The organism is Pseudomonas sp. WHRI 8519 (genome assembly GCF_040224055.2).
GTDB classification, from domain to species: Bacteria; Pseudomonadota; Gammaproteobacteria; order Pseudomonadales; family Pseudomonadaceae; genus Aquipseudomonas; species Aquipseudomonas putida_X.
The window spans coordinates 3731330-3752161 of sequence record NZ_CP167996.1; the positions used below are offsets into that span (position 1 = coordinate 3731330).

16 protein-coding genes and 1 pseudogene are annotated in these 20832 nt (G+C 58.7%); 5 read left to right on the forward strand and 12 right to left on the reverse strand.

What is annotated here, in order from left to right; all coding sequences use genetic code 11:
* Positions 1–47: 47 nt before the first annotated feature.
* The 7 genes from ABRP30_RS17130 to ABRP30_RS17160 all read right to left on the reverse strand — a co-directional run bounded on the left by ABRP30_RS17130 (position 48) and on the right by ABRP30_RS17160 (position 7726).
* Positions 48–1628, reverse strand: a complete 1581-nt coding sequence (locus tag ABRP30_RS17130; RefSeq protein ID WP_349974915.1) for an aldehyde dehydrogenase (NADP(+)) — start codon at positions 1626–1628, stop codon at positions 48–50.
* 34 nt (positions 1629–1662) lie between these two features.
* Positions 1663–3204: an altronate dehydratase family protein gene (locus tag ABRP30_RS17135; RefSeq protein ID WP_349974916.1), complete on the reverse strand. Its 1542-nt coding sequence runs from the start codon at positions 3202–3204 to the stop codon at positions 1663–1665.
* Positions 3205–3349: 145 nt separating this feature from the next.
* The gene (locus ABRP30_RS17140) at positions 3350–4327 is read right to left on the reverse strand and encodes a LysR family transcriptional regulator (protein WP_349974917.1); all 978 of its coding nucleotides are present in this window, start codon (positions 4325–4327) and stop codon (positions 3350–3352) included.
* A 189-nt stretch (positions 4328–4516) separates the two neighbouring features.
* The gene (locus ABRP30_RS17145) at positions 4517–5212 is read right to left on the reverse strand and encodes a hypothetical protein (RefSeq protein WP_349974918.1); all 696 of its coding nucleotides are present in this window, start codon (positions 5210–5212) and stop codon (positions 4517–4519) included.
* 16 nt (positions 5213–5228) lie between these two features.
* Entirely contained in the window at positions 5229–6122 is an 894-nt protein-coding gene (locus ABRP30_RS17150; RefSeq protein ID WP_349974919.1) for a fumarylacetoacetate hydrolase family protein, read from the reverse strand.
* A 3-nt stretch (positions 6123–6125) separates the two neighbouring features.
* Positions 6126–6926, reverse strand: coding sequence for a 2-keto-4-pentenoate hydratase (locus ABRP30_RS17155; RefSeq protein WP_267817082.1), 801 nt, complete (start codon positions 6924–6926; stop codon positions 6126–6128).
* A gap of 5 nt (positions 6927–6931) precedes the next feature.
* The gene (locus ABRP30_RS17160; RefSeq protein WP_267817084.1) at positions 6932–7726 is read right to left on the reverse strand and encodes an IclR family transcriptional regulator; all 795 of its coding nucleotides are present in this window, start codon (positions 7724–7726) and stop codon (positions 6932–6934) included.
* A gap of 352 nt (positions 7727–8078) precedes the next feature.
* On the opposite strand from ABRP30_RS17160, the gene ABRP30_RS17165 reads away from it, so the two are divergent.
* From ABRP30_RS17165 to ABRP30_RS17180, 4 genes are all read left to right on the forward strand, one after another.
* Positions 8079–9509 (forward strand): MFS transporter, encoded by a 1431-nt coding sequence (locus ABRP30_RS17165; protein ID WP_349974920.1) that lies wholly within the window; start codon positions 8079–8081, stop codon positions 9507–9509.
* Positions 9510–9668: 159 nt separating this feature from the next.
* Complete coding sequence (locus ABRP30_RS17170) at positions 9669–10493, forward strand: shikimate dehydrogenase (protein ID WP_349974921.1); 825 nt, start codon at positions 9669–9671, stop codon at positions 10491–10493.
* A 285-nt stretch (positions 10494–10778) separates the two neighbouring features.
* Positions 10779–11777 (forward strand): Gfo/Idh/MocA family oxidoreductase, encoded by a 999-nt coding sequence (locus ABRP30_RS17175; RefSeq protein WP_349974922.1) that lies wholly within the window; start codon positions 10779–10781, stop codon positions 11775–11777.
* A gap of 30 nt (positions 11778–11807) precedes the next feature.
* Positions 11808–12614: an IclR family transcriptional regulator gene (locus tag ABRP30_RS17180; protein WP_267817091.1), complete on the forward strand. Its 807-nt coding sequence runs from the start codon at positions 11808–11810 to the stop codon at positions 12612–12614.
* Positions 12615–12683: 69 nt separating this feature from the next.
* On the opposite strand, the gene ABRP30_RS17185 is transcribed toward ABRP30_RS17180, so the two are convergent.
* Entirely contained in the window at positions 12684–13493 is an 810-nt protein-coding gene (locus tag ABRP30_RS17185) for a sugar phosphate isomerase/epimerase (protein ID WP_267817093.1), read from the reverse strand.
* A 265-nt stretch (positions 13494–13758) separates the two neighbouring features.
* Here ABRP30_RS17185 and ABRP30_RS17190 point away from each other — a divergent pair, with 265 nt between their 5' ends.
* A complete protein-coding gene (locus ABRP30_RS17190; RefSeq protein ID WP_349974923.1) occupies positions 13759–14547 on the forward strand; it encodes an SDR family oxidoreductase in 789 nt (262 codons plus the stop codon).
* 89 nt (positions 14548–14636) lie between these two features.
* Here ABRP30_RS17190 and ABRP30_RS17195 read toward each other — a convergent pair whose 3' ends face one another.
* From ABRP30_RS17195 to vasI, 4 genes and pseudogenes are all read right to left on the reverse strand, one after another.
* Positions 14637–15110 carry a hypothetical protein gene (locus ABRP30_RS17195; RefSeq protein WP_349974924.1) on the reverse strand — a complete coding sequence of 158 codons (474 nt, stop codon included), beginning with the start codon at positions 15108–15110 and terminating at the stop codon, positions 14637–14639.
* Between the two features lie 11 nt (positions 15111–15121).
* Positions 15122–18724, reverse strand: a complete 3603-nt coding sequence (tssM, locus tag ABRP30_RS17200) for a type VI secretion system membrane subunit TssM (RefSeq protein WP_349974925.1) — start codon at positions 18722–18724, stop codon at positions 15122–15124.
* Positions 18721–20189, reverse strand: a pseudogene (tssA, locus tag ABRP30_RS17205) (type VI secretion system protein TssA). The gene tssM and the pseudogene tssA overlap by 4 nt, the downstream one beginning before the upstream one ends.
* The gene (gene vasI, locus ABRP30_RS17210; protein ID WP_372490327.1) at positions 20177–20809 is read right to left on the reverse strand and encodes a type VI secretion system-associated protein VasI; all 633 of its coding nucleotides are present in this window, start codon (positions 20807–20809) and stop codon (positions 20177–20179) included. The pseudogene tssA and the gene vasI overlap by 13 nt, the downstream one beginning before the upstream one ends.
* Between the last annotated feature and the right edge of the window lie 23 nt (positions 20810–20832).

Genomic DNA, 20832 nt, shown 5'->3' on the forward strand with positions numbered 1-20832 from the left:
GTTTACCCTTACTGTATCCGTCGAAAAGAGGAGTAGGCTTGCGTCCGTCAACTCAAGGCTGCGGTGCTGGGCTTACCGTCGACCAAGCGCTCGATACCCAGTGGGTTGGCGTTCTGCAGAGCAGCCGGCAGCAAAGCATCCGGCAGGTTCTGGTAGCACACCGGGCGCAGGAATCGGTCAATGGCCAAGCTGCCGACGGAGGTGCCACGGCTATCGGAGGTTGCCGGGTAAGGACCTCCATGGACCATGGCATCGCAAACCTCTACGCCGGTGGGGTAGCCGTTGAGCAGGACGCGACCCGCTTTGACCTCAAGCTTGGCAAGGAGGTGGCTGTAGGTGACCAGGTCTTCACTGTCTGCCTGCAACGTGGCCGTCAACTGGCCCTGCAGCGCTTCGATCGCTCGCACTAGCTCCTGCTCGTCAGCGGCTTGGACAACCACGGTGCAAGGGCCGAATACCTCTTCCTGCAACAGTTCGTCATGCTCCAGCAGCAGGCTGACATCCGCCTCGAAGAGGTGTGGTTGCGCCTGATTACCGTGTTGCGCTGAGCCGCTGAGCCGGCTGACCCGCGGATGAGCCAGCAATGCCTGGATGCCTTTGCCATAGCTGTTCAACGTGCCTGGATTAAGCATCGTTTGCGCAACCTGTTCAGCCATGAGCCCGGCCAAGTCGTTGATGAACGCGCTGAACGCCGGCGAGCGGATACCCAGAACCAGGCCCGGGTTGGTGCAAAATTGCCCACAACCCTGCACAACGGACGCAGTCAACTCCTTGGCAATGGATGAGCCGCGATTGGCCAGTGCCTGAGGCAGCACCAGCACTGGGTTGATGCTCGACATTTCTGCGAACACCGGGATCGGCTGCGGCCGTGCGGCAGCCATGTCACACAGCGCGCGACCACCCTTGAGTGAACCGGTAAAGCCCACCGCCTGGATGCCCGGATGCTTGACCAGCGCCTCTCCGACGCCACTGCCGAAAATCATGCTGAACACACCTGCTGGCATGCCCGTGCGTTCGGCTGCCCGGACCAGCGCTTGCGCCACCCGTTCAGCAGTGCCCATATGGCCGCTGTGCGCTTTGAACACCACTGGGCAGCCCGCAGCCAAAGCGGCGGCGGTGTCCCCGCCGGCGGTGGAGAAGGCCAAGGGGAAATTGCTGGCGCCGAACACCGCCACCGGCCCCACGCCAATTCGGTATTGACGCAGATCCGGCCGCGGTAGCGGGGTACGCCCTGGCAACGCCTGGTCGATGCGAGCACCGTAGAAATCGCCACGACGCAACACCTGGGCAAACAAGCGCATCTGGCCACTGGTGCGACCGCGCTCCCCCTGAATCCGGGCGGCGGGCAATGCGGTTTCCTGGGAAACCAGCGTAATGAAGTCCTCACCCAGCGCGTCGAGCTCATCGGCAATGGCGTCGAGGAACTCGGCACGGCGGCTTGCCGCCAGGTTTCGGTACGTTGCAAAAGCGGACACAGCACCCGCTACCGCAGCGTTTACTTCCTCCACAGTGGCTTGGCGAAACCCGCCGGGTAGGCGCTCGCCGGTCCCCGCGTCAATGCTGAACACCAGGCTGTCACCCTGGCCACTGCGCTGGCCTGCAATAAAATTGTATCCACTGACATTCATAGGTTTATGGCCTCAAAATTGGTATGCAGGGCGATCAGGTCACGGCTCCGATCTGCCAGGGCACGAACTCGTTTTGCCCATAGCCGTGCTGTTCGCTTTTGCTGCGCTCGCCTGATGCGATGCGCAACATGTGGTCGAAGATGTAGGCGCCGCGTTCTTCGATGGTGGTGGAACCATCGGCAATGCCGCCGCAATTGACGTCCATGTCTTCCTCCTGATGCTCGAAGACACGGTTGTTGGTCGCCAGCTTGATCGAGGGCGCCGGCGCGCAGCCGTAAGCCGAGCCCCGGCCGGTGGTAAAGGCAATCAAGTTCGCCCCCCCTGCCACCTGGCCAGTGGCGGAAACCGGGTCATAGCCTGGTGTATCCATGAAAACCAGCCCGTGCGCCCGCACTGCTTGTGCGTATTCGTAGACGTCGACCAGGTTGGTGGAGCCGGCTTTAGCGACTGCGCCCAGAGACTTTTCCAGGATGGTGGTCAAGCCACCGGCTTTGTTACCGGCCGAGGGGTTGTTGTTCAGCTCGGCGTTCATCCGCTGGCAGTACGCCTCCCACCAATGGATACGCGCGACCAGCTTCTCGCCGACCTCGCGGCTGACTGCGCGCCGTGTCAGCAGATGCTCTGCCCCGTATATTTCGGGGGTTTCGGAAAGAATTGCGGTACCACCTGCGGCCACCAGACGGTCGACCGCATTGCCCAGCGCGGGGTTGGCAGTAATGCCTGAATAACCATCGGAACCACCACACTGCAGGCCGACCACCAAGTGGCGGACGCTGACCGGCTCACGCTGAACCTGGTTCGCTTTGTTCAACAATGATTTGACCTGCTCGATACCGGCAGCAATGGTCTTCGAAGTCCCCCCTATTCCCTGGATGGTGAAGGTACGCAACTGCGCACTGGCCTCAAGGCCATGGGTTTCGAGCAGTGTTTCGATCTGATTGGTTTCACAGCCCAGGCCGATAATCAGCACGGCGGCAAAATTAGGATGTATGGCATAACCGGCCAAGGTGCGGCGCAGCAGCCCCAGTGACTCGCCGCCAGGGTCGACCGCACAGCCGGAACCATGTGTCAGGGCCACTACACCGTCAATGTTTGGATGATCGGCCAAAGCCTCGGGGTGGATATCGCGCCGGAAATAGTCGGCCACTGCACGCGCGACAGTTGCAGAGCAGTTCACCGAGGTCAGAATACCGATGTAGTTACGCGTAGCGACCCGGCCATCCTCTCGCACAATGCCTTGAAACGTCGCCTCAGTGGCTGGCTGGCTGCGCAGATCGACACCAAAGGCATAGTCGCGGTCAAACTCGCCCATCTGCACGTTGTGCACATGCACATGATCACCCGCGTTGATAGCCTGCGAGGCAAAACCGATAATTTGCCCATAACGGCGCAGCGGCTGGCCATGCTCTACCCGCTCGGTGGCAACCTTGTGGCCTGACGGAATTGGCTGCCCTACGGTGATGCCTTCGGCTTCCAGATACTGGCCCTGCGCAAGCGGCTGCCGAGCGATGAGAACATTATCCAGTGGGTTCAAGCGAATGACCGCAAGATCACCCGTTTTAGCGATGAGTTGCATAAAACCTCTCAGTGCGTCACGGCGAGCTTCTTGTTATGGCTTGGTCCGGATAACCGGACTTTATTGGTGCACCTTAAGAACTTTTGCTGAACATTCCCAATGAGATGATTTGATCATTTGATAACGGAGCGTTATCGCATCTGTCTTATGCGCAGGAAAATCGATCACCCCACGTAACATATTCGCCCCGTCGCCGGACCCCTTCTATAAGGATGTCGACGAACAGGCGAGCAGAAGCGCTCAGCGTTTCATCCTTACGCGTCACTACGCCATACTCAAGTGGCGACAGTGTTAGCGAACAGGGCAACTCTTTAAGAAGCCCACTTGTAAGTTGAGCGGCAATCATTGAGCGCGGCAGCATGGCAATCATCGGCGCAGACTGCAGCAATTGCAGAAACACTGACATCGAGACAGTTTCGACACTGTCCGGGGGTGTGGGGATGCCGACGACTTTGAAAGCTTGCTCCAAGCGGTCGCGGATCGGCGTGCCAACGGGGTACAGCACCCACGGCCAATCACCCAAGGCCGCAGGGTCAATACTCACCTGCGTATTGAGCGGGTGCGAATGGTTGACCACAAGGCTGAAGGGTTCGGGCTCTAAAGGCTGGAAATCGAATAACGCGTGGAAGCGCTCATCAGTGAAGCGGCCAATCATGATGTCGAGTTTTTTTTGCTCCAGCAGGGCCAGCAGGTGATCGCTTGATTGCTCGATAACCTCAATCGACAGCAACGGGTAGCGAGCCTTGATAGCAGCGATTGCTTGCGGCAACACCTGCGCAGTTGACGCGAAGATTCCACCCACACGCAAACAGCCATGACCGCCATTGCGCAGGCGGTTGACCTGATCGACAAATTGTTGCGACTCAGCCAAAGCATTTTGAGCGAACCGAATAACATGATCGCCGAGTTCGGTTGGGGACATGCTCCGCGGCAGCCGCTCGAACAGTGCAAAGCCGAACTGCTGCTCCACGTCTCGCAGCATCTTGCTCAAGGCAGGCTGGGTGAGGCTCATACGTGTTGCCGCAGCATGCATATTGCGCGTGCGTGCGAGCGTGTCGATCAGCATTAAATGCTTATATCGAATACCGTTGCAAAAACTGGAATGGGTCATATCCGGCGGCATCAACAACTACTCCCAATTCGGTAACGTGTATATATGCCACCTGCAAGTCGTACACCGAGCTCGACCCGACGGTTTCCCACGTCATTCCGAAAAAAGAGAGGGCGCCCTAAGCAATACCTATTGCGCTGGCAGGCGCGCCCCGGTGAGGAAAACGCGAAACACAGTCTGATTATTGCAAGTCAGCCATTATCATCCCGCGCTCGAAGGTGTTTTGCAGCGCGTATATTCCAGTTGATAAAGTGTCGTGGCGAGTTGCGTTTCAGGCACGTCCAGCAAATTGCCAACGGCAGCGACCAATTGCTCTCTGGCATGGCCTACATAATCGGCGGCGCAGCCTTCGATGATGATGATCCAGGATGGGATTTCAGTACCCTCCGACCGGGCCTTTTTCTCTGCGGTCTCAACCTTGCTCACGGCTTCATCGGCGGTGCACAGATGAACCCCCGTGATCCCTTGAGCATCCGTCAGCGGAGGCAACAACCGATCACGCAACGCTTGCAGGACGTCTTCGTGGCGTTCGGCGCTTACATTGAAGCGGAGGGTAACCAGGTAAGCGCCATTTCCCACCCCGGCGGTGTAGTGCACGTCACAGATCGATCGTGCGACATTGCGGTAAGACTGCACGACTTTCTGCGTCCAGGGTGTCGGCGCATTCAGGCGCGCCAGATAATCTGGCCCCCCTAACACGTCAACGGTATCGGCCTCGTACAGGTTGAAATAGACAGGCCCAGCATCGAGTGCGATGTATCGCCGCCCGCGCTGAAAGCCGGGGATCGCCGCGCGCTCTGGCATGTGCTCCCGGTTATGCCACTCGTAGAACTCATCGCGCGCCTCGGGCAAAAGGTCATGCCAAATTGCAACTACACCTGTTCCAGCAAAGCTCATATCGTTGTCTCCGGGATCAATCAACGTTAGGGTAGCGACCGTCAACCCAGGCTGCGCCCATCTCCGAAACATAGGGAACGACTGTCTGGGACTGCTCACCCAGGCCCGCTCCACCGACGCGCATGACATCCCCGGCCTTGAGAAACACGTGGGGTTTCTGGCCCAGACCTACGCCGGGCGGCGTGCCGGTGATGATCACGTCACCCGGCAGCAGTGGCATGAAACGGCTGAGGTAGGACACGATGTGAGCCACGCTGAAAATCATCGTCCGCGTGTTACCGTTCTGATAACGCTTGCCGTTCACTTCCAACCAGAGGTCGAGGTTCTGCGGGTCGGCGATTTCATCGCGAGTCACCAGCCAGGGGCCAAGCGGCGCAAAGGAAAAGCTGCTCTTACCCTTGGTCCATTGCCCTTCGTACTCCAGCTGATAGGCGCGTTCAGAGACATCGTTCGCCAGGCAGTAACCGGCGATATGATCCAGCGCTTTGCTTTCTTCAACGTGCCAGGCGGGTGAACCGATGACGATCGCCAGTTCGACTTCCCAGTCGAGCTTCTTCGCATCACCAGGCAGGATCACAGGGTCGTTTGCCCCGCTGATCGACCCCGTGTGCTTGTTGAACACAACGGGCTGGCTCGGAATCGGCGTGTTGGTTTCGGCTGCATGGTCTGAGTAATTGAGGCCGATACAGATCAGGTTCGGCACGCTACCCACGCACGGGCCCAGACGTGTACCGGCCGGTACCAGTGGCAGACGCTCCGTGTCGATGCCACGTAGTTTTTCGAGACTGGAAGGCGACAGCGCTGCGGCGTCGATATCATCCACGATGCCAGAAAGATCCCTGACCTGTCCTTGAGCATCCAAAATCCCAGGCAGTTCTTGTCCTGGCAAACCGAAACGAACCAAGCGCATACGTTACTCCTCAAGCGTTGAAAAAAAGACAGACAGGGATCCTGCCTCGCCGAACTGGATGTCCAGCGGCTGGTGGGTGGGAACTTCGAGTAGCCCTGCATAGGACCCGGTGATCACGACCTGACCCGCTTGCAGGTCGATGCCATGTGCAGAGAGAAAATTTGCTAACCAGACGATCGGCGAGACAGGGTCTTGATCCGGGTGGGTGCCGGCAATGCTCACAGGCTCTACCCCCGGATGGCTCAGCGTCACATCAAGGTGAGTGGGCAAATTGTTCGAGCTCAGCGACATTGCGCGTGGCCCCAGCACTAGCCCATGGTTGAACAACCCGTCAGCCAGCAACTGCTCGAACGGAACCTTCTGCGGATCGGTGTACCGCGAGTCGATGACTTCGAGTGCAAGGTGTATCTGACTGATCGAGCGCGTGATGTCGTCGGCCGTGTAGGGAGCCGCGCGGGCAGGAAGACCGGCACCCAGCACGCAAGCAAGCTCGGGTTCGATTCGCACCTTGGAAGCTGCGAAGCCCAGAGGGTACTGGTCGCAACTCACGATGCTATCGGTATAGATGGGCGCGACTATCCACTTGCCAGGTTTGGGCAGTGCGCATTTCCAGCCACCCACTTTTTTCCCGGCCAACACACCCACATGCTGCTGTATCTCAAAGCCTTGCTCCAGGCTCAACGACGCCTCATGAAAGGGCAATGCATCCAAGCGATCACCGGTTTGGCGAGCGTTCGCCAGGGATGCGGCGGCTTGCAGCAGGATGGACTCAGGCACATCAGCTGATTGGCTGCTCAGTTCCATGAGATTCACCCGTGCACACTGGGTTGCCGAGGCCAAACCGTACCTAGCTTGTTCGCAGCATCCTCGAGCAGGGCATGCAATTCGTCGTAGCGGTCTGGATGCATGCGCAATACCGGGCCGGCGATGCTCATGGTCCCGACTACAAGGCCAGAAGGAATCATCTTCACCGGAACCGCGATCGCCCACACGCCAGCCTCGGCCTCTTCTACAACAAGCCCATAACCCCGTGATCGTGTCGCCGCCAAGTCGGCAAGCAAACGTTCGACGGTATTGATGGCCTTGGGGCCCTTCCCTACACCCTGGTCTTTACCCAGACCGTCGCGGATAGCAATTTCGACCGCTTGCTCGTCTGGCATGGATGCAAGCCAGGCTTTGCCGTTTGCAGTGGTGTACAGATTGATTGGCTGATCCATGGCTGGCGAGTACATCAAACCAGGTGCAGCGCCTTGGGCGGAGGCCAGCCAGGACAAACCGCCTTCGCAGACGACAGTCAGGCGTACCAGCTCATGCGATAACGACGCTACATGTTCAATTATCGGCTGAACAAGCTCCGGCAACCCGATGCCGTTCAGGTAACGCTGCCCCAACAGTGCCAACTTGAGTGTCAGGCGGTATTGGGAGGTCGCCTCGTCCTGCTCGGCCCATCCTTGTTCCACCAACTGCGCAAGCACACGGTGTGCCGGCCCCTTTTCCATCCCCAGTTCACCTGCGATATCTGACATTCGCATCCAGCGGGCCTCACGAGCCAGCAGCTCGATAGCCTCAAGGCAGCGATCAACTGCACCTTTAACGACTCTCATGGAATTCTTCTCAGCTGGTTATGAGCAGCGCCAACCAAATTGTCACGCTGTTCTATTTGGAACACGGTTACAATAGTAAGCATCGTGTGATCGTCAAGTCAACGCATCACGGTTAACCGGTGGCAACCGCGTCGCGACTTCCCCCCTGCCCGGCGTACTGAAAGTGCGGGGCGGCTCACCCGGCCATTGCGCCTGGCCGTCCACAGCGAATCGGCCCCGAGTACCCAAATCGGCGCGGATCGATGCCAAGCACGCAGGTGCCACCATCACCCTTGACAAAGGCAAATTCCGGGAACAACATTACAAATGGAACGGAGTTACAATAACAAAATCACGGTACCGGAGACACTTCATGAGCCATGGCATCCCGAGCGATCCACACTCCAAGCGTCAGTCAAGGAAGGCCGCTGCTAGCGGCTGGATCGGCTCGGCGTTGGAGTACTACGACTTTTTCATCTATGCCACTGCCGCAGCCTTGCTGTTCCCGCAGCTGTTTTTTCCAACGGACAATCCCACCGTCGGAATCATCGTTTCACTGGCCAGCTTCGGTGTTGGCTACATCGCACGGCCTGTAGGCGCAGTGGTGCTGGGGCACCTGGGTGACCGCCATGGCCGCAAAACCGTACTGGTCTACTGCATGTTCCTGATGGGCTTCTCGACCATGTGCATCGGCTTGCTCCCGACCTACGACCAGATCGGCGTGTGGGCGCCGGCAATACTGATTACCTTGCGTCTGATCCAAGGGTTCGCAGTGGCCGGCGAGGTGTCCTGCGCAAGCTCCATGACCATGGAGCATGCACCTGACGGGCGCCGTGGTTACTTCGCCAGTTTTACGCTGCAAGGCGTGCAAGCCGGGCAACTGCTGGCGGCGGCGGTGTTCTTGCCGCTGGCCCAATTCATGCCTGCGGATGACTTTGCGTCATGGGGCTGGCGAATTCCCTTCTTGCTGAGCGCTGTGGTGCTTGTCGTCGGATGGATCATCCGCCGTGAAGTACATGAGGCTCCGGTCTTCGCTGAGGCGCGAGCACAGGACAAGCCCACTAAGTTGCCAGTAATCGAAGTGCTCACCGAGAGCTGGAAGGATGTGTTGCGCGTCATCTGCATGGCACTCTCTGCAGTACTTGCAATCCTTGCCTCCGTTTTCGGCGCCACCTATGCTGTCCAGCCTGCTTACGGTATTGGCTTCCCTTCCGGCCTGTTCATGTGGATTCCTGTGCTGGGCAATTTGTGCGCCGTGATCCTTATCCCCTTCGTCGGCAAACTCTCTGACAGAATTGGCCGTCGCCCCCCTGTGATCGTGGGCGTGCTCTGCGGCGGTCTTTTGTCGTTCGGTTACCTCTATGCGATCAGTATTCACAATCTCTGGCTGTCTCTGATTCTCTCCCTTCTCATGTGGGGCGTGGCGTACCAAGGCTTCAATGGTGTTTTCCCTAGCATGTTCCCAGAGTTGTTCCGCACCCGCGTGCGCGTCACCGGTATGGCCATCGGGCAAAACATCGGCGTGGCATGCACTGCGTTTCTACCCGCCCTGTTCGTATCGGTTGCCCCGCCTGGCACCGAAAACATTCCTCTGAAAATTGGGGGGCTGACTTTTGGTATCTGTGCAATTTGCGCAATTGCAGCATTCTATACACGCGAAACCTTCCGTATTCGTCTGAGCGAACTTGGCGACCCTAACGCTGTGCCGATGTCCAAGCAGGAGTACGAACTGCTTCAGGAAAAATCCAATCCCAAAGCGAGCAGTAACGCCTCCAATCCGGCGCTTAACAATCAACTGCAGTGATGCACGCCTGATAGCCCGGCCCATCATGCTCAACGTGCTGCGCAGTTGCTCTGCGCAGCACGTTGAGTTCCACGGCGACGAACGTGTGCGCCGCCAGCAAGGCATCACCTGGCCGCGAGCTGGCAATTGGCGCGCACCCGCCAACCACAGTAGGTTCACATGCATCCACTCATCACCGGCAATACACGCGTCTATGGATTGATTGGCGACCCGCTCAAGAGCGCCAAATCCCCGATGCTGCTGAACAGGCTATTCGCCGAAGCACAGACTGATGCCGTCTGCATTCCATTGGAGGTCGGTACGCAGGGCCTCGCCGAGTTCGTCAAAGGCGCGCGCGCTGTACGTAACCTCGCGGGGCTACTGGTCACCATGCCGCACAAGCAAGCCATGCTTGAGGTGGTGGACACCCTTCATCCCACCGCGCGCCAGGTAGGCGCAATCAATGTGGTTCGCTGCGACCAGGACGGTCGCTGGGAGGGCGCTGTATTCGACGGGCTCGGCTGCGTACTGGGCATGCAGCGTCAAGGGGTTTCTCTGCTTGGGAAATCTGTGCTGCTGGTCGGAGCAGGTGGCTCGGGACGGGCCATCGCTTTTGCCGTGGCCGCTGCAGGCGCCCGCTCACTGGTTATTTCAGATCTGGACCCGCATCGCGCCGCTGCCCTGGCGCAAAAAGCTGGCACCGAGGGTTTGTGCAAGGTCCAAGCAGGTCCACCTGACCCAGCAGGTCATGACATCGTTATCAATGCGACCCCGCTCGGCATGAACCACGATGATCCGATGCCAATAGACGCAGAGCGGTTGACCCCCGCCACGGTATTGGTCGACATCATCACTCGGGCCGAGCCAACCGCGCTGTTACTGGCGGCACAGGCACGCGGATGCAAAACCCTCGATGGCCAACCCATGCATTTGGGTCAGGCCTTGCTGGCACTTGGGTTCCTCGGTTTCAAAGACATCGAGCGTCGTTACTCGACGGGGCTTTAGGCCCCTCCTCCCTCCCCTGGCAGCCAGCCCGAGCGTTCTTCTTCACGCCAACCTGAACCCTCCCCGATGCGCATGCTTTGGGCATGCTCACATGGATGGTGCTGGCCGCCATGCCTTCCGCACACTGGCCGCTCAGCAAAACGTAACTCTCTTCCGTTCGTAATTATGTCGTGCTAGTCTACTGAAAACCCCAGCAGTGTCGCTTGCGTGCTATTCGTATGTGCTCCGCAACCTCGGTAGCGTCGGCAAGTTTGTCAAACTTACTTAATAATAAAGGGTGGATATTTGAAAGTCGTTCTCCTGGAAGTCAGTCATTGGCACACCCCACTCTATCTCGATGCGCTGGAACGCTTGCCTGATGTAACGGTAACAGCGGTGTCCGATGCAACGGGGTCGCGGGGGCCTGCTCTCGCCCAACGTTTCGGGGCACAACTTTACGATCACTGGGAAACCCTGCTGGAACATGAGGAAGCTGATTTCGCGTTCGCCTTCGGCCCACACGATGAGCTTTATGCCATGGGTGAAGCACTGATCGAACGAAAAGTCCCCTTCGCGATGGAAAAGCCCTGCGGACTAACCCAGCACGAAGTGCTGAACCTTCACAAACGCACCGATGCCAATAACCTGTTCGTCGCGGTGCCGTTGATATGGAGGCACAGCGAGTTACTCAACCGCCTGCAGCACGAAGCCAGGCAGCGTGAAGCCAAGTGGAGAACGCTGGCGTTTCGATTCAACGCTGGGCCGCCTGGGCGCTACCTGACCAACAGTTGCTCCTGGATGCTCGAGCCGAAACGCTCGGGTGGCGGATGCACGATCAATCTCGCCCCTCATTTCGTCGATCTGGTTCAGGAAATTACCGGCGAGGCGATTCGAAGCGTATCGGCAGTGATGTACCGCGACCCGCTGCTGACCGCCGTAGAGATCGGCTCGTTGATGACACTGGTGACTGAGAGCGGCTGCATCTGCACTATCGAAACGGGGTACAATTATCCCGCCAATACGCCCGAACAAAGGGAGTATTCATTTTCAATGTCAACGGATCAGTTCTACGCGCGCTCAAGCACAGAAGGCATGCGCCTGGTCGATGCCAGCGGGCAGGCAAGTGACCTGCACATGAGCTTGAACTCTGACGTGTATTACGACAACTTCGTAACCGACATCCTGGCGCCTGATCGTGATGTCGCTTATGCAGGCGCCGGGCTAGCAAACATGCACAGCGTCATGCGTATCATCGAGGCGGCCTATGAGTCAGATCGCCTGGGTGGGGTCCCCATCAAGGTCTAACACTCTGACGCGAAACAAAGGATTAGAAAATTGTCACACATAGGCCGCTACTTCAATACGTTGGAACTGCTGCTCTCCCATCCAGGCGGCCTCGCCCTGTCTGACATCAGTGAACAGACTCAAGTGGCCATGGCCACGGCTCACCGTATATTGAGCGCACTGCGGGAAAGAGGCTACGTTTACCAGGACGAGCAGGACCACTACTGCCTGACGTTGAAAATTCCCAGCATGGGCGTGAACTACATCACTGAAACCGGCTTTGCCAGAATAATGCAACCGTTGCTCGACGAACTCGCCAGCGAAACTGGCGAACATGTTCGCTTGGCGGAAGTTGCGGAGGACCATCTGACCTGGGTACTGCAGGCCACGAAAAATACGAGGGGTCTTCAATATCGCCGCGCCTTGGACGAAAAAATCATCCCCCACACCACGGCCGCAGGCAAAGCATGGCTCTCCACCATGCGCGATGAGCGCGCCATGCGTATTCTCGCGACTTGGGATATCGAGAACAGCCGAGAGTACGCTGGGCCCAATGCTCGGGTTTCGATACGGGACATTTTCGATGACATCGCCCTGATCCGCAAAGAGGGGCACGCGGTAGTCAGAGAAGAAGGAGAAGTGGGTGTGTGCGTTGTGGCAGTACCCGTATTTGATCCAGCGCGCTCAAGCAACTCAGCGCCGGTGGCAACCCTCAGCATCGCCGGCCCCATCGCCCGCATGCGAGAAGAAACCCTGAATGCTCATATCCAACATTTGAAACGGTCGGCCATCAAGGTTGGCGAGTGCTGGTCGCTGTGGACTTCGGTCAGCAGTGAATGCTCGCCACCTGCGCGCTAACGCTCCAACCTGCACCTGGGCCCATTGCGGGCCTCAGGGCTACCGTGATGACGAGCGATCGAAACGCAATTACGGGATATTCCACCCCTTCTCTCGCAAATCCTGCACACCTTTGTTCAGTTCGTACAGCGCGTTTTCTTCGCGGATGATTTCGAGCACGCAGTTTTCAATTCCGCAGGTCGCCTTAACAGCCTCACCCAGTCCGACGAAGTCCACGACCCCGGTGCCAACTGGATCATGGCCCCAAACATCCGTGCCGGTGTCGGACACATGCACAAAGTCGATCGCGCTGTGATAGGCCAGCAGACTGGCAACCGGATCTTCCCCTATATAAGCAGCGTTGGCGATGTCATAAACGACCCTGACGACATCATCATTGATGGTCCCAACAACCTCTGCCAGCTCCCGCATCGTAGGCGTGAAGCAATACGGGGTGTTTTCCAGCAGCAGGCGAACACCCGCCTGTTTTGCCAGCGGTGTCAAAACCGCCAGGCTCTCGTACATCCAGTCATAGGTTTTCTCAAGCGGTGGAGAGATCATCGGGCGCCGGGTGCCTGGCGATATCACCACTTCTTGAGTATCCCAAGCGACAGCCAAGTCAATCACCGCCTTGATGTGTTCGATGCTCTTCTGACGCATATTGGCAGCGGGACTGGCCAAGTTCAGGTCATAGCCGCCGGCATTGAGCGACCTGATCTTCGCGTCGTACTGGCGCAGGCGCACGCTTGCAGCAGAGCGCTCTGCGTTCGACATTTCCACCGGCCAGCAATGTGGTGAGCTTACGGGCACTTCGAACACACGGTGCCCATGTTCGGACAACTGCGCAATTGCATCGATTGCCGTGGATGACCACAGATAAGAAAACGTGCTGATGATCATATCGAAACATCCTTTCAGTTGAGGATTCACCGAAGTGAAACGGGCCATTCATATTGTGAATTTTGTAGGTTGACCACTATAGCCGCACGAATCCGCGGGCTTGGATGTACTGGATGGCGACAGCCACTGCGCTGCTGAAGGCACCTGGATGATGAAAAAACGATAATGGAATCGAGTTACGTTGTCAATTTGATTGCAAAGACACACCCAGTTTTGTAGGTTAGGGCTTCCACCTACAATAAAATCTGTGTGCGAGGGCTGTTAAATGAGAGCTTTGGTCAGTGGCGGTAGTAGCGGCATCGGTGCTTCTACGTGTGTGAGGATCGCGGAGGCTTCGCTTGCCCGTGGCTCGCAGCCGAAAATTGCCGTGTGCGGGCATACCCCAAACGCAACCCAGGATGAGGTCGTTCGAAAGATAGAGTCGATGGGCGGCATCGCGATCTCGCTGTCTGGTGACCTTGGCGATCCTGCAGTACCTGACCAACTCGTAGCAGCTGCAATCGCGGAGTTCGGTGGGCTTGATACGCTTGTGGCGAATGCCGGCGTCGCCAGCCCCGGCGCGATCTGTGATTTGTCCCTCAAGGATTGGGACGACATGTTCGCCGTCAACCTTCGCGGTGCCTGGTTGCTTGCCAAAGCCAGCTACCCCTATTTGCGCGAGAGTCGTGGCTCGGCGTGCTTCACCTCGTCGATGTCTGGCCAGCTTCCGCATGCCGGTTCGGGCGCTTACAGCCCCACCAAGGCAGCCTTGACAATGCTCGCCCAAACCCTCGCGCTGGAGTGGGCGCCTGACGGAATCCGAGTCAATGTCGTGTCCCCAGGCATGACGCATACACCGATGTCTGAAAAAATGTACGCCGACCCGCAGATTAAAAAAGCACGGGAAGGGATCATTCCACTGGCGAGAATTGGTGAGCCAATGGATATCGCAAATGTGATCGAGTTTCTGGTAAGCCCTCTTGCCGGATATGTCACCGGGCAAGATATTTGTGTGGACGGCGGCTTCTCCAAATCAATCCTCAGTCACATTCCGGGCCGACCAAGCTCCAAATGATGGGGAGTACGCGTTCCGGCGAAGCTCGAAGCTACCTCTGACACCAGGGTAGCTTCTCGACTGAGCATAATGGGGAACAAACACACCACCTATAGGCAGGGTGCAGCGGCTCGTAGCGTCACTTCAATACAGCGGGTATACCCCCCCCACCCCTTTGCCTCTTCCAGGAACCGCTCAGTGTCGGGTAGCAAGCCGGCCAGATCAGGCTCCATAGTGACGCATAAAGCGATTCGCTTCGTTGAACGGTGGCACCCTGGCTTGTCTTCGCCTTCATTACCATCGAACACCCAGGGAGACTCCAGCGCTCCCACTGGAAAGGGCAGCCGTGCCAGGTCCAGGTCCAGGTCCAGGTCCAGGTGAGCCTGGCGGACCTCACCCATGTCCACTAGCTCAGCGCAGTTGGGCAAGATGAACTTCACACTTTTGCGCAAAAGCCTTACAACGGCGTAATGGGCGTGCAGGATACCGGGCATATCCTTACGCACGGTATGAGTGCCTGACTCCAGTTGTTCGATGGCGTGGGCACAATAATTCAGCGCCTTTACTCGCTCTTCGGTTTGCATGATCTTCCCCTTTATAAACCTGCCTGCGTGCTAGACCCCAGTTTGGGCGACTGTTGCAACAGCCCTCGTGGCAACTGGAAACCTTTGAACGGTTCCTGAGTAATGGGGTTGAATGCTTTTTCAGCGTTGAGCCTGTAGCGCATCACGCCATCGCCGGCCCTGAAGCTCAGGTCCACGCTGGCCGCCGTGCGCCCATTGAGCGAGCCACGGCTGAGCAAGCGGAACATCGACCAGGGGCCACGGTATTCAAGGCTGCTGCTGTTACCGTTCTGCCTCAGCAAAGTCAGGTTGCTGCGCACCTGCTGCCCCAGGGTGTTAGGCCAGACGATACCGGTGATTTGGCTCGGGCCATGGGTGTAGGCAATCAGTTGGCCGTCCAGGTCCAGCAAACTTGTACGCTGATTGGCACTCAGGCCCAACGGCTCGATGCTGAACTGCACGCTCAGGTTGCCGCGCTGATCGAAGAAGGTCTCACGGATACGGTCTGCCCGTTCCAGCTGTTCGATCACATCGCTACGGATCAGTGATTGCCCCTGATGGCCGGCTTGCAGGCTTTCGAGGTTTTCCTGCAGGAAGACCTTCAGGTATTGATCATGGAATCGCTGAAGCCGCCCCTTCGGGCCAAAGAACGCCTCGAAGTCGTCCAAGGAGGCATCGGGCGCCCGCACCACGAAGGGGTAGCGCCCGGCCAGACGCTGCTGGAAGAAGCTATAGACCTCAGCGTCCCAGCGCCGCTCCAACTCACGCAGGGCTTCGACATTCAGCACTCGCGCCGTTTGATCGGCGACCTTCCGGACCTGATGGTTGATGGGTTCCGGCAAGCCAGTAGCCACCCGCTGCAGGGTGCCTATCGGGTCCTGCCCCGTCATCGAGAATCGCTGATGCACGGCCTGCAGCGCCGCCTTGCCTCTGTCAGGGCTATCCTGCACCGACTTGGCATAGTCGTGCACGGCCGCGATCGCACCGAGGGTCTCATCGTAATAGCTGGGTTTCTCACCGGCTGCTTGCAGCATGGCACCCAGCCCAGCAAAGGCCCGTTGAATAGCCAATGCCTGTTGCTGCTCAGGTTTGCTACTCGCAGGCCGCAACGCTTCGGCTTGCGCAAGAGACTCTGCGCCCACGGCCGATGTAAGCGACGTATTTTCCTTCACAGCATCCAATAGCCGATGCAGGGGCGCCGCAGGCCCGGTCAGTTGCTGCAGGATCGCGACCCCATGATCCAGATCACGGAAGTCAGCCACCGCGAAGGCATTCAGGGCGCGCCGCCAGCTGTCAATGAAATCGGCGCTGTACAAGTTACGCAGCCGTTCGCCTAGCGCCTCCCGGTCGGCATCCGAGTAATCAAGCTGACCGCGCTCACCCAGCGCCCACTGGTCGATCATCGCCATTTCCGCAAACCGCTGACTACGGGGTTCGAAGTACTCTTTGAAGCCTTTGGCGGTGAGCATGGGTGCTATCAGTACCCCCTCACCCTGCCCGGAGCGAGACGACAGCTGATACACCACATCGAACGCTGGCCCCACCTGATGACGCAGGTCCAAGCCAACATGCAGCTGTTCCCCAGCCTGCTGTTTCAGGCTCGCATAGACTCGCTCTGGCAGGGGAATCTGGCGCAGCGTCTGCTGCACCTCGGCAATGCGCTGGCTGTACTGTGGCAGATCGGTGTCGGCATAGGCCAAGGCATAGTTGAGGTGCCGCATCAGATCGCGTTGCAGTTGCCCCTGGCCGGGATACTTCTGTTGCCACTGATGGGCGAACCAGTCCTCGACCCATTCGGGCCGGCGATTCTGGCGGTCCTCCAGCATTCGGTAAACGCGAAGAGCAGCCATTTGCTGTTCACTGCCAGGTGGTGCAGCGTCCATTGCATCGATCACGCCACTTGCCAGGGCGGGCAAGAAACGCTTGGAAAGCAAAGCCAGGTAGGCCTCATCGACGCGGGGGCCGATGGCGCGCCCCTGGTACAAACCAAGGTCGGAAATACCCGGCCACGCATCACGGTAGTTGCCAAACACCGACACGGCATCGCGAATCTGGTCCAGGGGCTCCAACAGGTTGCGCCCGGAGGGGTCCAGACGCTGGTCCACTTGGTGATGGCTGTACTCACTGCTCTTGGCAAGCACGTTGGCGGCCTTGGCGCCATTGATGTCAAAGTAGCGCTGCCAACTGGCGATGGCGACGCAGAAGGCAAGCCCGCCTACTGCAGAACCCACCCACAGCAACCGCCGTTTGCTGCGTGCCACTTTGATGTTGTCTCCGGCAAGCCCGGCTTCCTGGTAGATGACACGCCGGAAGGCATGCTGAATGAAATAGACCAGCGCCGGCCCCTGCGACTTGCCCTCACGCAGCGGAAACTCGGTGTTGTAGGGCTGCGCCGCCTCACGCACGAACGCGTTGAGCATGTCGCCCTGCTGCACGACCGAGGACCAGTAAACACCGCGTACCAGAGCCGGGGTGGTGAAGCGGTCACTCGCGAGGGCTTCTTTCAAGAAGCCAAGCAGTATCGGACGCAACCCGATCAACTGACCATGCAGTGTGAACAGACGCGAGCGCTGTGCTGCACTGTTCAGGACGTCCAGCCGTTCGACCACCTGTTCGAACAGATCGTTGATCAACCGACGGTAGTGTTCACCATATTCCTCCAGCCAATCGTCGAACGTGCCGGCAGCCTCCAGCTTGAACGTGAAGCCCAGCATTTTTTCCCGTGTGGCGGCAGGCAGCGCGGCGTACAGCTGGTCAAAACCGTCCAGCAGGTCGAATTTGCTCAGCACCACATACACTGGCAGGCGCGATCCCAACTGATTGCTTACCTCATACAACCGCGCGCGCAAGACATGCGCCAGCGCAACACGGTGCTCAGGTGCCCCCTGCAGCAGAGCAGGCAGGTCGACAACCAGCAAGAGGCCGTTGAGGGCTCTTTGGCTTCGGTTACGCACCAGCCAGCCCAACAGGTGTTCCCACAACCTGGCCGAGGTTGCAGGGGGTGGGTTCGATGTTTTCGATGCTTCGGACAAGCCCGCCAACGCCCCCTGACGAATGAAGGCGCCCGGAGGGTCGATGATCACGGCGTCGTCACTGACCCACCAGCCTATCGGGTGTGCCAGTGCTTGCGCCTGTCGGCCCCGAGCTTGTGCTTTGTCGATACGGGTCAGGGAAAAGCTTTGTTCAGTACGGTCGATAAAACTGGTCTTGCCGGCCTGTTCGTCACCCACCACCAGATACCAGGGCAGCCGATACAACGCACGTCGGCCACCGGCGTTGTCCAGATAACGCGCCAGCCCTTGGTCTAATGCCTTTTCTTGTGCCTGGACGAAGGGCAATACATCATCCAGCTCAGCGGCCACCGCCTGCTGCTGCGCCTGCAGGCGGCGCGAACGCCCGTGCAAGACCACCAGCCAGCAGAGCAGCGGCACCAACACAAGTGTCAGGCTAGCCAGCGCGCGATGCGCCACGCTCGCCAGCGGCTGCTGCTCGCGCCAGGTCCATTGCGGGCCGAGCCACCAGATCGCAGCCAGTAGCAAGACGGCGCCCAGCCCAAGCAGCAGCGGCATGGCCAGGCCGACACCCGTCAGCAGCGGCAGGCCCCAACGTTTAAGATGCTTCCACACTCGACTCATCGTGACTCCCGTTTCTTGTTGCAATCAGCCCGCGAGGGATGGTGGATGCATACTGCTGAAGGCGTTGAAACACCTCAGGCTCCCAGGCGCTGGCGGAGGTTTCCTGCATCGTTCGAGCAACGCCTGCGCACAAATCCTGGGCCAGCCAGGACACACCCCGGGCAGCCAACAGATCAGCCGCGATCACGGTGGTATGGCAGCGCTCACGCAAACTACCGAAGTCCGCCTGCATTCCCTGCAGCCTGAGCAATACCGCTTCAACGCCGCTGGTTTCCAGCTGGCAGGCCAGTTCCTCTCGAAGCGTTGCGAATTCCTGTGAAGCTGCGCCCGAATCGGACTGCCCTTGTGTACCCCGGAGCCACGCCAGACATTGGTCGTCGACAAATACCCTGCCGTCGCTGAAGCACAGCTGCTGCAGCGCAGGTATGCGCTGCACGAACCGCGCACTCGCTGCGCGGATAGCCTCAGCCACCTCGCTCATCGCCAGGCGCGTGGCAGCGCTCGCTGCGAGAAAACTGCCACGTATCCAGTAGGGACTGGCCGTCACGCTCTTTTCGATCCGCTGGAGGATGGCCACGTCAACTGCAGTGCCGGCGATGGCATCTTCATAGTCCCCGGCGATCTCCTGCGGCACCGCCATCAGCTCAGTGCGATGGCCGTGCCTGGTTTCAGGCGCCGTCTGGATGTGGGCCCACAAGCCGAAACGACGCAACTGGTAGCCAGCAGGATCGTAGGGGTCCTGCTGGTTGATCAGCTCAGCCATGGTGAGCATGGCTCTTCGTGATTCACGCTCGTTGGCGAACGACACACGGGGCATTGGCGTGGCGATGACCTCGGCCAACGACGCAGACTTGCTGCCTTTTGCAGGGGGCTTTTCCGTGGGGGGCTCAGTGAGCCCGTTAGCAAGCTCCATGTGCTTGCGTAGTAACCGATCCAATTCGCTCAGGGGGGCTTCTTCGAGCTGCGCTGCATCGCGCTGCTGTTGCAGCCTTTGCAGTGCGCCCTGAGCCGCCGCCGCGTGCGCGGGGCTGAAGGTGAAGCGATCCAGGCGCGGTAATGCCTCGGCCAAGCGGATCAGTGTCAGGGCAACCAGCTTACGCTTACCGAGAAACCCTTTAGGGCCCGGTTTAGGATGTGCACTTTCCCAATAGGCTTCGACCATGCCGGCCAACAAGGCCAGGGTAAAACCCCAGCGTTCCCAGCATCGGCTACGTAGCCAAGCGACACTCAGGTGCGCGACGATGCGATAGTGCTTGCACGCTTGGCCCAAGTACTGGCGGGACGCTTCTTCGATGAATGCCCAATCGATGGAGGGCTCCTGCAGCCCACCCAGCTTGACCATCTCCTGGTCAATGGCCTGGTAGGTTTCGTCCTCCACGTCGAACAGGCCGGCAGGGTTCTGTGCGTCGATGGGGGCAAGCAGCCGGGCAATGTCCTGTGCGGTGACCTCTGCTACCAGCGACATGCGTTGCGCGCCTCATCGATGAGTGGGTCCAGCCCATGGGCATCGAAAAGCAGCCCGTCAACGGCTGGGTTATCGCTCTGGACCTGAATGCGATGGGCCTTTATCAGCTTTTTGATCTGCTCGATGCCCGGCAAGCCTCTGCCAGCGTCAAGCACCTGGCCGTTTTCCGTCACTTGCCAGAGGGTAGGGACAGTTGAACCCCGCTCACCCTGCAACTGCACGTTCACCCGGCTGGCCTCGATGGGTTGTGCGGTAACCAGTTGCAACCTGGAAATATTTTGCACGCAGCTGATGACCAGGTAGGTATGCGGAGCGACCGAAGCAATTGCCGGCGCCGAGATCATCAGCCCATCATCTTCAGCCTTGAGGCGAAACGTCAGGTCCTCTGGGGGCCGTCCCACCTCATTGGTCAACACACGACGCAACGTGGGCGAGTCTTGCTCCGGCGCGGACCATTGCACAGGCACAAGATGAGCAGGCGTTCCGGCCGATCTATCGAAACAGGCCAAGCGCTCCAAATTGGAAACGATGCGCCGACAATCCTGATCGGAATACACGGACATCGATAGAAAGCTGAGCACCAGTGCAAGACTTACTATGTAAGAATTTTTACCAGCCATCGCAAGTAACTCCCTTTCAACAG

Excerpts from the sequence above, each read along its gene's own strand:
- vasI (WP_372490327.1), bottom strand. The coding sequence starts at position 20,809 with ATGGCTGGTAAAAATTCTTACATAGTAAGTCTTGCACTGGTGCTCAGC.
- ABRP30_RS17130 (WP_349974915.1), bottom strand. The coding sequence starts at position 1,628 with ATGAATGTCAGTGGATACAATTTTATTGCAGGCCAGCGCAGTGGCCAG.
- ABRP30_RS17140 (WP_349974917.1), bottom strand. The coding sequence starts at position 4,327 with ATGCCGCCGGATATGACCCATTCCAGTTTTTGCAACGGTATTCGATAT.
- ABRP30_RS17150 (WP_349974919.1), bottom strand. The coding sequence starts at position 6,122 with ATGCGCTTGGTTCGTTTCGGTTTGCCAGGACAAGAACTGCCTGGGATT.
- ABRP30_RS17195 (WP_349974924.1), bottom strand. The coding sequence starts at position 15,110 with ATGCAAACCGAAGAGCGAGTAAAGGCGCTGAATTATTGTGCCCACGCC.
- ABRP30_RS17135 (WP_349974916.1), bottom strand. The coding sequence starts at position 3,204 with ATGCAACTCATCGCTAAAACGGGTGATCTTGCGGTCATTCGCTTGAAC.
- ABRP30_RS17160 (WP_267817084.1), bottom strand. The coding sequence starts at position 7,726 with ATGAGAGTCGTTAAAGGTGCAGTTGATCGCTGCCTTGAGGCTATCGAG.
- ABRP30_RS17190 (WP_349974923.1), top strand. The coding sequence starts at position 13,759 with ATGAGAGCTTTGGTCAGTGGCGGTAGTAGCGGCATCGGTGCTTCTACG.
- ABRP30_RS17155 (WP_267817082.1), bottom strand. The coding sequence starts at position 6,926 with ATGGAACTGAGCAGCCAATCAGCTGATGTGCCTGAGTCCATCCTGCTG.
- ABRP30_RS17145 (WP_349974918.1), bottom strand. The coding sequence starts at position 5,212 with ATGAGCTTTGCTGGAACAGGTGTAGTTGCAATTTGGCATGACCTTTTG.
- ABRP30_RS17170 (WP_349974921.1), top strand. The coding sequence starts at position 9,669 with ATGCATCCACTCATCACCGGCAATACACGCGTCTATGGATTGATTGGC.
- tssM (WP_349974925.1), bottom strand. The coding sequence starts at position 18,724 with ATGAGTCGAGTGTGGAAGCATCTTAAACGTTGGGGCCTGCCGCTGCTG.
- ABRP30_RS17185 (WP_267817093.1), bottom strand. The coding sequence starts at position 13,493 with ATGATCATCAGCACGTTTTCTTATCTGTGGTCATCCACGGCAATCGAT.
- ABRP30_RS17165 (WP_349974920.1), top strand. The coding sequence starts at position 8,079 with ATGAGCCATGGCATCCCGAGCGATCCACACTCCAAGCGTCAGTCAAGG.